At 69.6% G+C, this 13,015-nt stretch carries 8 protein-coding genes; 7 read left to right on the top strand and 1 reads right to left on the bottom strand.

Features of this window, described 5'->3' with window-relative positions; translation table 11 throughout:
* Positions 1-41 precede the first annotated feature (41 nt).
* From WMF46_RS39795 to WMF46_RS39765, 7 genes are all read left to right on the top strand, one after another.
* Positions 42-1,256: an ATP-binding protein gene (locus WMF46_RS39795; protein ID WP_437981987.1), complete on the top strand. Its 1,215-nt coding sequence runs from the start codon at positions 42-44 to the stop codon at positions 1,254-1,256.
* Between the two features lie 481 nt (positions 1,257-1,737).
* Positions 1,738-3,297 (top strand): cation:proton antiporter, encoded by a 1,560-nt coding sequence (locus WMF46_RS39790; protein WP_437981986.1) that lies wholly within the window; start codon positions 1,738-1,740, stop codon positions 3,295-3,297.
* Position 3,298: 1 nt separating this feature from the next.
* A complete protein-coding gene (locus tag WMF46_RS39785) occupies positions 3,299-4,003 on the top strand; it encodes a potassium channel family protein (RefSeq protein ID WP_437981985.1) in 705 nt (234 codons plus the stop codon).
* Positions 4,004-4,020: 17 nt separating this feature from the next.
* On the top strand, positions 4,021-5,346 hold the full coding sequence (locus tag WMF46_RS39780; protein ID WP_437981984.1) for a monooxygenase: 1,326 nt from the start codon (positions 4,021-4,023) through the stop codon (positions 5,344-5,346).
* 82 nt (positions 5,347-5,428) lie between these two features.
* Positions 5,429-6,418, top strand: coding sequence for a DUF2169 family type VI secretion system accessory protein (locus tag WMF46_RS39775; protein ID WP_437981983.1), 990 nt, complete (start codon positions 5,429-5,431; stop codon positions 6,416-6,418).
* Positions 6,411-7,673: a hypothetical protein gene (locus tag WMF46_RS39770; RefSeq protein ID WP_437981982.1), complete on the top strand. Its 1,263-nt coding sequence runs from the start codon at positions 6,411-6,413 to the stop codon at positions 7,671-7,673. The genes WMF46_RS39775 and WMF46_RS39770 overlap by 8 nt, the downstream gene beginning before the upstream one ends.
* 30 nt (positions 7,674-7,703) lie before the next feature.
* On the top strand, positions 7,704-8,747 hold the full coding sequence (locus WMF46_RS39765; protein ID WP_437981981.1) for a hypothetical protein: 1,044 nt from the start codon (positions 7,704-7,706) through the stop codon (positions 8,745-8,747).
* Positions 8,748-8,868: 121 nt separating this feature from the next.
* Here the strand turns inward: WMF46_RS39765 and WMF46_RS39760 are convergent, their stop codons facing one another.
* Positions 8,869-12,990, bottom strand: coding sequence for an RHS repeat-associated core domain-containing protein (locus tag WMF46_RS39760; protein ID WP_437981980.1), 4,122 nt, complete (start codon positions 12,988-12,990; stop codon positions 8,869-8,871).
* Positions 12,991-13,015 lie beyond the last annotated feature (25 nt).

Below are 13,015 nucleotides of genomic sequence, written 5' to 3'. Positions count from 1 at the left end.
GTTTCCGACATCTCCATCCTTGCGAGCGCCTCATCAGCGTCGTGCAGGACCTCTCGCTGGCCCGCGACCTCCAGGCGATCATGCAGATTGTCGATCGGGCCGCCCGCGACCTCACGGGCGCCGACGGCGCTTCCTTCGTGCTCCGCGACGGCGACCTCTGTTACTACGCGCAGGAAGACTCGATCGCCCCGCTCTGGCAGGGGAAGCGGTTTCCGATGTCGGCGTGCGTCAGCGGTTGGGTGATGCTGAATCGGAGGCCGGCGGTCATCGGCGACATCACGCGCGATCCCCGCGTCCCGATCGACGCTTATCGGCCGACCTACGTGCGGAGCATGGCCATGGTGCCGATCCGCGCGCGCGCCCCGCTCGGGGCGATCGGGACCTACTGGAGCTCGCTACGAGAGATCCCGCAGCGCGAGGTGTCGCTGCTCCAGGCGCTCGCCGGCAGCGCCGCCGTGGCCCTGGAGAACGTCGCGCTCCACGACGGCCTGGAGAAGGGCAAGGCGCGGGCGCGCGAGGTCGAGGCGGCGAACCGCGACCTCGAGGAGAGTCAAAAGGCGCTGGAGGAGCTCCACCGGCAGAACGAGGCGCTGAGCGAGTTCCTCGCGCACGATCTCAGAAGCCCCGCCGCCGGCATCATCCTCGCCGCGCAGGCGCGCCTGAAAAAGCAGGATCTCCCGGAGCCGGAGCGGCGCCGATGGAATGCCGTCCTCACCTCGGCCGAGGTAATCCAGCGCACCGCGCTGAACCTGCTCGACGTCGCGAGCCGCCAGCACGGGATGTTCGTGCTGCGGCCCGCCGAGCTCGACCCGGCGTCGCTGTTCGAAGGTGTCGCCGAGATCCTGGAGCCGCTCGCCGCGTCACGCGGGCAGCGAATCGAGCTCTGCCCCGCCATGCCGAGCTGTCTTCTCCGCGCCGATGAGGAGCTCGTGCGGCGCGTCCTGCTGAACCTCGTCGACAATGCGCTCCGTCATAGCCCGCCCCGGGGCGCGGTGCGCCTCGAGGCGCGGTGGCTCGACCCGGGCTGGGTCGAGCTCAACGTGTGTGATGAGGGCCTGGGGATCCCGGCCCACCTGCGCGACCGCATCTTCGACAAGTACGCGCGGCTCGCCGACGGGGGCGCGATCTCTGCGACCGGCCGCGGCCTCGGGCTGACGTTCTGCCGGCTGGTCGTCGAGGCGCACGGCGGCAGGATCGACGTGAGGGACAACGAGGGGCGGGGGAGCCGATTCTGCGTTCAGCTGCCGGCAGGCTGACAGAAGAGCATCGAGCGCGCTGAGAGCCGGTGTCGGGGGCCGCTGCTGAAGCATTCCTCGAATTTCATCGGGAGAATTCACAGGGAGACGGGGAGGCGGGGAGTACAATCGCACCCATCTCCCATCTCCCATCTCCCGTCTCCCCGTCTCCCCGTCTCCCTGTTCAAATTCCCCTTCTCTGTTCGAGTTGCCGCCAAAGATGCCAGCAAGATGAGGGGATTGCTCCACGACGACGAAGCGATGATGTCGTCTCATGTGATCTATCAATACCCCACCTCTTCCCGGGCGGCCGAGCGAGAGGCGCGCGGGCGCGCGTGCCTCTCGCTCGAGCGCCCGGCGATGCCGCTCGCGTCTTGCGATTCCGGAGGCGATCAGGTAGCGCAAGATCCACGGTGAGCTCTCCTGCGGACCCCGTGCACATCGCGACGCGCCCGCCGCGGGCGCCCTCCCTCGTGCTCGCGCCGCGGCCGCGAGGTGCCTCATGAGGGAGCGGCTCGAGAGCCTGCTCCTCGTCCTGGCCGTCGGCTCGGCGGTCGCGATCGGGGCGAAGCGCGTCTCGATTCCCTACAACGTCGCGCTCGTGCTCGTGGGGCTGCTGCTCGTCGTCGTCGACGTGCTCCCGAAGGCGCCGATGGACCCGGAGGTCATCCTCATCGCGTTCCTCCCGGTGCTCGTGTTCGAGGGCGCCCTGTTCGCCGACGCGGACAGCCTGAGGGGCGCGAGCCGGCCGATCCTCGCGCTCGCCGTGCCGGGCGTGCTCATCTCGCTGCTCGGCACCGCCGCGGTGGCGACGCAGCTGCTCGCGCTCCCGTTCGCGGCGGCGCTCCTCCTCGGCGCGCTGCTCTCGATCACCGACACCGTGAGCGTGCTGCTCGCCTTCCGCAGCGTCCGCGTGCCGCACCGGCTCGCGGCCATCATGGAAGGCGAGAGCCTCTTCAACGACGGCACGGCGCTCGTGCTCGTGGTGCTCGCGTCGCAGGTCCTCGCGAGCGGCACCTTCGACGGCGCCGAGACCTTCCGCGCGCTCACCCTGGCCATGGTCGGCGGCGCGGCCGTCGGGGGCGCGTTCGGCGCCGTCGGCGCGTCCCTCCTCCGCCGCACGCCGGATCACCTGACCGCGATCCTCGCCTCCATCGTGCTCGTCTTCGCCACGGCCCTGCTCGCCGAGCGGCTCCACGCCTCGCCGGTCATCGCCGTCGTGGTCCTCGGGGTCATCGTCGGCAAGGCCGCGCGCCGCATCCTCGAGCCCTCGCGCGTGCTCGCGCTCCAGGGCTTCTGGGAGACGAGCGGCTTCTGCCTCAACGTGGTGCTCTTCGAGCTCGTCGGCATGCAGATCCAGGCGGACATGCTCGTGCGCGAGGCGGCGTCCATCGGGCTCGCGCTGATCGCCCTGCACGGGGGCAGGGCGGTGGCCGTCTACGGCTGCTTCGGCGTGCTCCGGGCGCTCACGGGCGAGGTCGTGCCCTTCCGCTGGCAGCACGTGATGCTGGTCGGCAACATCAAGGGCGCGCTGTCGATGGCGGCGGTCCTCAGCCTCCCGAGCGGCCTGCCGTACCGCGACCGCCTGATCACGATCGTCTTCGGCGTCACCTTCGTCACGCTGGTCGCGCAGGCGCTGCCGTTCGCTCGGCTGCTCAAGTTCCTGCGGGTCGCGATCCCGACGGCGGACAGCGCGCTCGACGCCGCGAAGGCCACGCTCATCGCGGCGCGGCGCGGCCAGTCCGAGCTCGACGATCTGCTCGCGTCGGGCCTCGTGTCCCGCAAGGAGCACGCCGAGCGCCGCGCCGCGTTCCAGCGGCAGGTCATCCACGCGGAGGTGGCGCTCCAGACGCCGCAGGGCGAGGTGGTCCGCGACCACCTCACCGATCTCGCCCTCCTCTCGGCGCAGAAGGCGGCGGTGCTCGACGCGGCGAGGCGCGGCCTCATCGCCGCCGACACCGCGCACGCCCACGTGAACCGGATCGACAGGGCCATGGTGGAGCTCCCCGGCGGACACGCGGCGCCCGGCGCGCACCCTCACGAGCACGAAGGAGAGAGCTGACATGCGCGTTCTCATCGCGGGCGCCGGGCGCGCAGGGCTGAGCGTCGCGGTCCACCTCGCGAAGATGGGCCACGACGTGACGACCGTCGATCGCGACGAGGCGATCGCCAACAGCGCCTTCGAGCGGCACGGCCTCGTCTCGCTCGTGGGCGACGCGACCGACGCCGGGCTCCTCCAGGAGGCCGAGGTGGCGCGCGCCGACGTGGTGGTGGCGATGCTCCGCCGCGACGCCGACAACCTCGCCGTAGCGCTCCTCGCGCAGGCCGGGGGGGCCAAGCGCGTCATGGTGCGCATGCGGGACCCCGCCTACCGGGGCGTGTACATCCGCGCGGGCGTGGACCAGATCCTCTCCGAGATCGACGTCTTCATCGGCGCGATGGCCACCGCCATCGAGCACCCGGGCGTCCGCCACGCGATGGTGCTCGGCGCCGGCGAGTCGGTCGCGTTCGAGCTCGACGTCCCGGTCGACTCGGTGATCGCGGGCCGCACGGTGAGCACCATCGCGGGCAGCGCCAGCTTCCCTTCGTCGTGCGTCTTCGCCGGCGTCTACCGCCCGGATGGCCGCGTCGAGGCGCCGCGCGGCTCCTCCGTCGTCGCGGGGGGCGCCACGGTGCTCCTCGTGGCCGCGCGCGACGAGCTCGCCGAGGTCATCGCGTTCTTCCTCCGGCGCGAGCCCGCGAGCGGCGGGGTCCACGAGCGCCGCTGACACGAGGCAGGTGTTCTATGACGAGGTGCGCGGGGACCACGGGCTCATGGGCATGGCTCGCGGCGGCGCTGGCCGTCCTCTCTGCCTGCGGCGGCGATGACGCCGGGGCCGCGGCGGGCGGCGGCGTCCAGGCCGCCGTCACCTACTACCGGGACGTCAAACCCATCTTCGACGCGCGGTGCGCGGGGTGCCACAGCGACGGCGGCGTCGCGCCGTTCTCGCTCGAGGGCCACGAGACCGCAGCGTCCTGGGCCGCGCCCATCAAGCGGGCCGTCGTCGAGCGCACGATGCCCCCCTGGCCGGCCGACAACAGCTGCGCCGAGTACGTGGGCGACCGCTCCCTGTCCGAGCAGCAGATCCAGACCATCGCCGCGTGGGTCGACGGCGGCGCGGCCCTGGGCGATCCGGCGGACGAGGGCCCGCCGATCGACCCGCCGGCGAGCGCCGCGCTCGCTCGTGTGGACCGGACGCTCGAGATGCCTGTCGAGTACACCCCGCAGACGGGGCCCGACGAGTACCGCTGCTTCGTGATCGACTGGCCGGAGGAGGCCACACGTTACGTCACCGGCTTCGGGATCAGGCCCGGCGAGCAGCGCGTCGTCCACCACGTGATCGCCTTCATCGCGGCGCCGGACCAGCTCGCCGAGCTCGACGCCCTCGACGCGGCCGACCCGGGCCCGGGTTATCCCTGCTATGGCGGCCCTGGGCTCAAGCCGCGCTGGCTCGGCGGCTGGGTGCCCGGCGGCGGGAGCATGATCTTCCCGCCGGGCGCTGGCACCCGGATCGAGCCTGGCTCCAGGCTGATCATGCAGGTCCACTACAACACGCTGACGGCGGGCAAGCTGCCGGATCGCACCGCGCTCGACGTGACGCTGGAGAGCTCGGTCGAGCGGGAGGGCACGATGCAGCCGTGGGCGAACCCGGCCTGGCTCAGCGGCGACTCCATGCTGATCCCTGCCCTGGAGAGCGACGTCGTCCACCGCTGGGGGGCCGATCCCTCCCGTGCGCTCGCGGGCAGCGCGCCGATCGAGATCCACTGGGTGGGCCTCCACATGCACACGCTCGGCACGCGCGCGCGCCTCGAGATCGAGCGCGCCGGCGGCGGCTCGGAGTGTGTGCTCGACATCCCGCGCTGGGACTTCCACTGGCAGGGAAACTACAAGCTCGCCGCGCCCAAGGTGCTCGAGCCGGGCGACAAGCTGTCGATCGAGTGCCACTGGGACAACACGCCCGAGAGGCAGCCGATCATCGACGGACAGCCGCGGGTCCCCGGGGATGTCGTCTGGGGAGAGGGCACGACCGACGAGATGTGCCTCGGCACGTTCTACATGACCGGGCGCTGAGCGCAGGTTTGCCTGGAGCGATCCTCGGGGATCGCGGCGTGCCTGCGTATAGGATGCGAGACCAACCGTCGGATCTTCGTCCGTGAGCATCGCGAACCAGACCCCCTTCGCCGTCCAGCCCGTGCCGCTCCTCGATCGCGAGGGCAACGATGTCCTGGTCGCCATCGTCAAGGGCACGTTCGTCCTCGATCGGAGCGGGGGCTCGCGGCTCGCCGACGACCCCGCGCCGGTCCGTGTCGCCGACGAGCCCTGGGAGCCCGAGAGTCCGCGGAGCAGCCTCCGCTTCCCGTCGGATCTCGGCGTCGCCAAGCTGGGCACGGACGTGGTGGTGACCGGCGACGCGATCGCCCCCGAGAAGGTGAGGGTGCTCGACATCGCGGTGCGGGTCAGGCAGCGGCTCACGCCCCTGCGCGTCCACGGGCAGCGCTTCTTCTTCAAGGGCGTCCTCGGCGTCGGGATCGGGCCTGCTGCGCCGTTCGAGCGGGTGCCGATCGTCTACGAGCGGGCGTATGGCGGCATGTCGGAGGACCTCTCGGTGGTCGATCTCCGGAACCCGGCCGGCGTCGGCGCGGCGAGGAGCGCGGCGGACCTCGTGGACACGAGAGCTCCGCAGATCGAGCACCCGGAGCGGCCCCACGTGTCCGCGTCGGATCGCCATGCGCCGGTGGGCTTCGGCGCGATCATGATGCACTGGTCGCCGCGCCTCGAGCACGCTGGCACGTTCGACGAGCGGTGGAAGGCGGCGCGGATGCCGCTCCCGCCGGAGGATCAGGACATCCGCTTTGGCAACGTCGCCCACCCTTCGCTCCAGTTCGAGGAGCACCTCGCGCCCGGGGATCCGGTGGGCATCGTCGGCATGTCGCTCGAGCCGGTCGTCTTCGCGCTACCGGGGTTTCCGGTGGTGGCGAGCGCGCGTTACGACACGGGGGAGCGCGTGGTCGTGCGGCCGCTGATCGACACGGTGCTGATCCAGCCCGAGGCGCGGCGGGTGGAGCTCGTGGCGCGCGCCGTCTTCCCGATAGGCAGGGGCCGGCGGGTGCTGCGCGAGGTCGTGGTGCGCGGCGATGGGTGACGCGGCGGGCGGCGCTGGGGAGCCTGTGGATCCCGAGATCGCGGGCGTGCCGCTCTCGGCCTATGCGGCGGTGCTGGCGTACACGGCCGAGGGCGTCTCGCTCGAGGCGAGCCTTGAGCACGCCGCGATCGCCGCCGGAGCCTGGCCGCCGGCGGAGGAGGCCTGGTCGGAGCGCCTCGCCGGAAGCGCGATCGGGGACGGGGCGCTGCTCGCGGCGTGCGACGAGCACCGCCTCGCGGCGCAGGCGCACGTGGAGCGCAAGGTGCCTCCGCTCGACACGGACCTGCGCGCCTGGCTCGATTTCTTCCGTGCGTTCACGGCGTCGGAGGATCCGCTCGGGTTCCTCGAGGCGCGCGGGCTCGGCGAGGGCGACGTGTTCCGGCTGCTGGGCGCCTGGCAGGAGCGGATCGTGGCCGAGGGGGGCGTGCGCGCCGAGGCGACGGCGATCCTCGCCGCCGCGCCCGGGCCGGTGCCGGAGGTGCGGCCTGAGGCGCCGGTGCTGAGGGCGTCGGCGCGGAGGCCACGTGGCGGCGGGGCGGCGGCCGTGAAGAAGGCGCGGGCGGTGGTGGGGATGCCGCTCGAGACGGCGGATCTGCCGCGGGATCTATCGAAGCTGATCTTGCCGTTCGTGAAGCAGCCGGGGGGCGCGGAGAGCGTGGGGCCGCCTGCGCCGGTAGTGAGGTCGGGGCCGTTGCCGTCGCTGACCGCGCCGGACCTCCCGAAGCCGGTGCTCGCGCAGAAGGAGATCGCCGAGACGGCGCCGGCGTTCCCGGCGCCGAGCCGGCCGGCGCTTCCGTTTGGCTCGCGCGTGCGGGAGCGGGACGCGCCGCGCTCGGGGTTGCCGGCTGCGGGGCTGCCGCCGTTGCGTGAAGGGGCGTTGGAGGAGTTGATTGCTGGGACGCCCGGCGTCGGGACGGCGCCTGTGATGTTCGAGGCCGTGAAGCCGGCGCTTCCGTTCGCCCCGTCGCCCGGGGGGCCGTCGTCGGCCGCCCCGCCGTCGTCGGGCGGCAGCGCGCGCTCGCCGGCGGCCGATGGTCCCCGGCTCTCGCTGGAGGACTACGCTGCGATGCTCGCGGAGATCGCGGCGAGCCCTGCGACGGCGACGGCGGCGATCGCGCGTTACGGGCTCACCCGCGAGGCGAAGGGCGCCGAGGACGCGGCGTGGCAGGCCAGGTTCGCGGCGGAGCCGGGGCTGCGGACGAAGTGGATGCGGGCGCTGGTCGAGGCGGGCGAGCGGATCCGCGGGAAGCGGTGAGGGAGCGAGGGAGGAGGAGTCGAGCACGGTATGTTCAGGGCCATCGCATCATCGCCGCAGCCCATCCGGTTGCACAGGCTGCGTGGGGCGATCCTCGCCTCTACCGGGTTTCACGTCGCGCGGGCTCAGGGGGGCCAGCTCCACGAGATGCGGAAGCTGGAGTTGCCGGGGGCTCCGGACGCTCAGCCGCAGTTCGCGCGGTCTGTCCCGCCGCAGATCACCAGCATGGTGGGCCGGTGGCCTGACCAGGTCTGGGCTCTTGTCTATGCAGGGCAGGGGATGCGCGCCATCGAGGGGCCGATGCCTGGTGCCACGCTCTGGATCCAAGTCAGCAGGAATGTGGTGGTTCGTTGGGACGACGCCTCTGGTTGCTGGGTGGAACACCCCGAGAACGAGTGGGTTGGTGAGTGGGCTGACGGTGTGCTCGTCACGGGATCCGACGGCAGGTTCAGATGGGCGGACGGCGCGGACACACCGATCGATCCCGTGCTCACTCAGGGTATTTTTGCATACAGTCCTTATGTGACCAGGGCCGGCGAGGTCATCCTTCGCATCATACAATCCCCGCAGTATGAGCCTGGCTGGTGGATCTTTCGGCGAGGAGAGCGCGAGCCAAAGCGGTTCGAGTGGCCACCAGGAGTGGACGAGCAGAGCGCGGCGATCTTCATCGACTATCGGTCGAACGGGCTCTTCGCCTCAGGTATGCTGACGTCGGCCGAAAAATTTATCGCACATCGTGTTCAGGGGGAATGGAAGTTGTTGCCGCCCTTCCGCGAGAGCCACGAAGTGCACGGCATGTTGACCACATCCTCGGGGCAGGTCTTTCTGTGTGCACAGGCGTACTCCATGCCAGTGCGCATCTACCGTCTGACGGCGGGAGGGGACTGGGAGAGTGTTTCGGTGCCGTTTCATACGAAGTGCAGCGGCGCTTCTTTGTTTGAGCTTGATGCTGCGAGAGTCGGTGGCTGTCCTCCGTATCAGCTTATGGCCAGCGAGAACGATGAGCTGTGGCTCGCCGCCGACTTCGCAATTGACGACGTGCATCGCGCCGTCCTTTACCATGCATCTGTCTAGCTCGCGGGTGCTGAGATGGCTCGCGGACATGTCCGCGAACGAGCTCCGCGGTACCTGTGATCTGCTCCGCGGATGACGCAGGATTGATGAAGGATATGCTCACAGATTCATTGAACACCCATTAGCCCGACGGAGGGCGTCGAAAGGGCAGTCCATTGTCCGGTCGGGCAACGTCGAGCGGCTGCGTGTTCGAGCCTGGCTTGATGTCGAGCGGCTGCGTTCTTGAGCCCGGGTTGATCGGGCGCGGCAGCGTCGTGTATTGGTCGTGTCGGTTGCCCTGGGAAGGTATGCCATTGTAGAAGGCGTTCCACTGTCCGGGGCGCGTGTAGTCTGGCGGAGGCTCGGGCTTGCCAGGCTTGGGTACATAGGTCGCGCTATTGGCGACTCCGACTGGAGGTCCGATGTACAGGCCGAGGTTCCAGACTACATCACTCGGACCGTAAACGTACCGGTTCGGAAAGGAGCGAGATATCTGCTGGGCCACGCCGTCTGGCATGCGACCCACGTTGCACGAGTTGAGGACGATGTTTCCTGCGCTGTTGTAGTTCCCGACAGCGCCGATCATCTGCAAGAGCTGGTCCGGCGTATGGTGGGTCGTCATCCCGTTCGCGTCTCGCACCGCCACGTGGTGGGCGGTCCCGTGCACCGCGATCACGTACTTGCTCGGGTCCGGCTTGACCTCGGTCATGCACACGGCGATGAACTTGTCATGCGCCGGGTTGCCGATGATGAGGCAGGAGAGTCCCAGCGGATCGACATGGGTGGTGGGGCTGCCGTCGAAGGCGAACAGGTTGCGGCTTCCGAGCAGCTCGAGCGGATCCGGCGTCAGGAAGCGCGCGGTCTTCGGGTCGAAGTAGCGGTAGCGGACATAACAGAGCCCGGTCTCCTCGTCGTGGTATTGGCCGAGCAACCGGAAGGGAGACGCCACGGATGAGTCGCCCTCACGCCGCGCGGTCTCGACGATGAGGCCGAAGGCCGCGTGGCGCGCTGACCACGCGACGTCACCCTTCACGCCGATGAGCTCGGTCGGGGTGCCGAGATGGTCGGTGATGACCGCATGGACCACGGCGCCCTCCTGCTGGAGAAGCGGGCACATCGTCCCCGGCTCATGCACGAAGATGCGCACGCCGCGCTCGGAGTCGAGCTCTGCAGCGAGGCAGAGGCCGTCCCATAGGTACTCGACAACGCGGGGTTTCGGCGCCTCCGTCATCGCCAGCGCGCCCGGTGAGGAGGGCGGGATGATCTCCTTCCTGATCCTGCGGCTGAACGCATCGTAGCTGAAGAGCACACGCGTGCCGTCGCGGAGCTGGGCTTCGCGGAGCTGGCCGCGACAGTCCCAAAGGTACTGCGTCTCGCCGTCCGATCGAGCCTCGCGAATTCGCCGGTTCGCGCTGTCGTAGGTGTAGGTGGCCTCTTCGGTGCGTAACAAGAGTCCGCCCGGCCCCGTCTCCCAGGCCGAGCTCGCGGGCTTCAGCGAGCCTCCTGCGTCGTACACGAAGGACTCGCGCCCCTTCGGAGAGCTCGCCTCGAGCAGCATCCCGAGCCGATCGTAGCCGTAGCGTGTGAGCCCCCAGCGCAGATCGTTGCGCTCGACGAGCGCGCCAGAGGGATCGTAAGCGTAGCGGCGATCCACGAGCGTGCGGTCGGCGACGCCGACCCAGTCGCGGATGGGGCGCGCCATCGGGTCGAGCTCGCGCCGCGCCTCCACGCCCGCACCAACGAAGACCTTGCGGACCACCGAACCGGCGAGATCGCGCTGGATCTCCACGCGATAGCCGTCGTGATCGAGCGACGAGACGTTGCCTTCCTCATCGTAGGCATAACGAGTCACGTGCCCCGTCGGGAGGTGGCGAGCGATGCAGCGGTTCTGACCGTCGTACTCGTAGCGGATCGTCCGGCCGTTCTGAGTCTCTCTTACGACGCGGCCGAGCGTGTCGTGCTCGACGGAGAGACGGATTTCACGGCTCGGATCGTCGACGATGTAGTCGACGACGCGGTCCTCGGGCGTCTCGACCCTGATCGCTCCGTGAGGCGTCTCCTCCGCGACGAGCCTGCCTGCCCCGTCATAGCGGAGCGCGCGGAAGGTGCCGTCAGGGTTCTCCACGCGCGCAAGGCGGCCGTTCTTGCCGTGCTGCGCCCGGGAGACGCGGCCGTCATACGAACGGTGTTCGCGGAGGTTGCCGGCGCGATCGTAGCGGAAATCGAAGGTCTCGCCCTTCGGGTTCTTCACCTGCTGCAGGCGCTCGTTGAGGTCATACGATAAGGACCAGATCGAGCCATCGGGCAGGATCGCCTCGATGGGAGATTTCAGGCCGGCGTAGCGGAACGCTTCGACGCGTCCGAGCGCATCCGTGCGGCGGGTCAGGCGGCCGAGCGCATCGTGCTCGAAGCGCAGCGATGTCCCGTCCGGTAAGTGCAGCGCGGCCGGCCGACCGAGGGCGTCGAGCTCGCGGCGGGTCACCCTTCCCAAAGGATCGACGTAGGCGACCGGGCGCCCGAGCGCGTCGTGGCGCCAGCGGCGGATCCCTCCGCGAGGCGTGCGCTCCTCGATGGCGTTGTGCTGTTCGTCGTAGATGAAGGCGCCGCGAAGCCCGTCCGGTCCGTGCACCTCGGCGAGGCGCCCCTGTTCGTCGTACGTCAGCGCGAGAAAGGCGCCGGACGCGTACTTTATCGAGACAAGTCGATTCCGGTGGTCATAGCCGAAATCGGTGCACACGCCACCCACGTGGCGCCGCACGAGCAGATCCTCCGCATAGTCGAGCTCGACGAGCGGGCCGAGTGGATCGGCCATCCGCGTGATGTTGCCTCGCGCGTCACGGGTGAGCGTCAGCGTGTCACCTGCAGCGTTTTTTGCCTTGAGGAGCAGGCTATCGGCATCGAACTCGAGATCGCGCACGGAGAGGCCGTCGGTCGAGGCCTCGCGCACCACCGAGCCGTCTTCGGGCCGCCACTTGAAGACGCGGGGTTCGGGGTTGCCGGTGAAGTGCGTGGTCCCCTGGTCGAGATCGTAGGTGAGATCGCCGGCATGGAGATCGCCGTCGCCCCAGGAGCGGACGCAGCGACCTGTCTCGGCATCGTAGAGGTAGTGGAAAGAGAGGCCAGTCGGGAGCGTCTTCCGATTGAGGTGGCGCTGCTCGTCGTAGCCGTACGTCTCGGTATGGCCTAACGCATCGGTCACCTGCGCGAGCTCGCCAGCATCGTTGTACGCGAACGAGACGGCGTGGATCGGGGCGCGCCCTTCGCCGCCTGGGGCGAAGACATCGAGACGCACGATGTGGCCGTTGCCATCGTGCTTGAGGGTGATCGTGCGGCGCGCGGTGTCGACGACCCGTGCGAGCCGCTCCACGTCGTACTCGAGTATAACCTTGTGTCCGGATTCGTTGGTGATCTCGCGGAGGACTGCGCGCCCGCCGCCGCTCGGGTGAAAGGAGCGGGTGAGGCGCGTGTCGAGCGAGAAGACCGTGGCGCCGCCCCGGCTGTCGCGGGTGATCACGAGGCGTTTACCGCGGTGGAAGGCCGGCTCGCGTGGCTTCGTATCGGGCACCGTGATCGTCGCGCCGTCTGCGTCACGAAGGTGTAGCGTATTACCGGCGAGCTCGATCCACTGGTGATACGCATGCGTCCAGCCGCCGCGCCCGAGCGGCGTGTGCTCGCCGACGCGCGCGGAACTGTAGAGGCGCTTCCATTCGATGGGGATGAGCCCCGGGATCGAGATGTCGATGCTCTCGTCGACCATCGCGCCGGATGCGACGGAGATCGGATCGAGCACCACCATCACGTTCACGGTGGCGCCGGAGTGCGTGGTGGCCCGGATGATGTCCGCCGCTAGGAGCACCCCGCTGACCTGAGCGATGCGTGAGGATGCGCCAGCTGCGTTGAGCCACACATGGTCGCCGGTGCAGGCGATCCCACGATCGCCTGATACTACCGTCGTTGACGAGGTGAAGACATTGCACGCCTTGTTCACGACGTGCGTCACGGCGTCTCCCCCCGTCCCTTGGCAAGGGATGTTGCCTGGCGCCCGGACATCCATCGTGCTGCCATCCAGGAGCACCGGCGCGCCGCCAATCTCGATCCGCTCACCTGTATCCGTCGCGCTCGACGAGAGCGCGACGTACGGGAACGGGCTGGGCACCGGACCGATGGGAGGCACCGGCGGTGCGTGGCCTACCGCTGGCACGAAGCCAGGACAGAAGTGATTGCTCCGCGTCGTCGCGATATATTTGTAATTGATCGTCGCCACGGCGTTCTCTCCCTCTCCCGCTCGC

Source organism: Sorangium sp. So ce117 (genome assembly GCF_051524395.1).
Taxonomy (GTDB): domain Bacteria; phylum Myxococcota_A; class Polyangia; order Polyangiales; family Polyangiaceae; genus Sorangium; species Sorangium cellulosum_B.
The sequence above is the reverse complement of the archived record's forward strand: the minus strand, read 5'-3'. Positions and strand labels throughout refer to the sequence as shown.

Coding starts and splice junctions, on each gene's coding strand:
- WMF46_RS39790 (WP_437981986.1), top strand. CDS start 1,738: ATGAGGGAGCGGCTCGAGAGCCTGCTCCTCGTCCTGGCCGTCGGCTCG.
- WMF46_RS39785 (WP_437981985.1), top strand. CDS start 3,299: ATGCGCGTTCTCATCGCGGGCGCCGGGCGCGCAGGGCTGAGCGTCGCG.
- WMF46_RS39780 (WP_437981984.1), top strand. CDS start 4,021: ATGACGAGGTGCGCGGGGACCACGGGCTCATGGGCATGGCTCGCGGCG.
- WMF46_RS39770 (WP_437981982.1), top strand. CDS start 6,411: ATGGGTGACGCGGCGGGCGGCGCTGGGGAGCCTGTGGATCCCGAGATC.
- WMF46_RS39765 (WP_437981981.1), top strand. CDS start 7,704: ATGTTCAGGGCCATCGCATCATCGCCGCAGCCCATCCGGTTGCACAGG.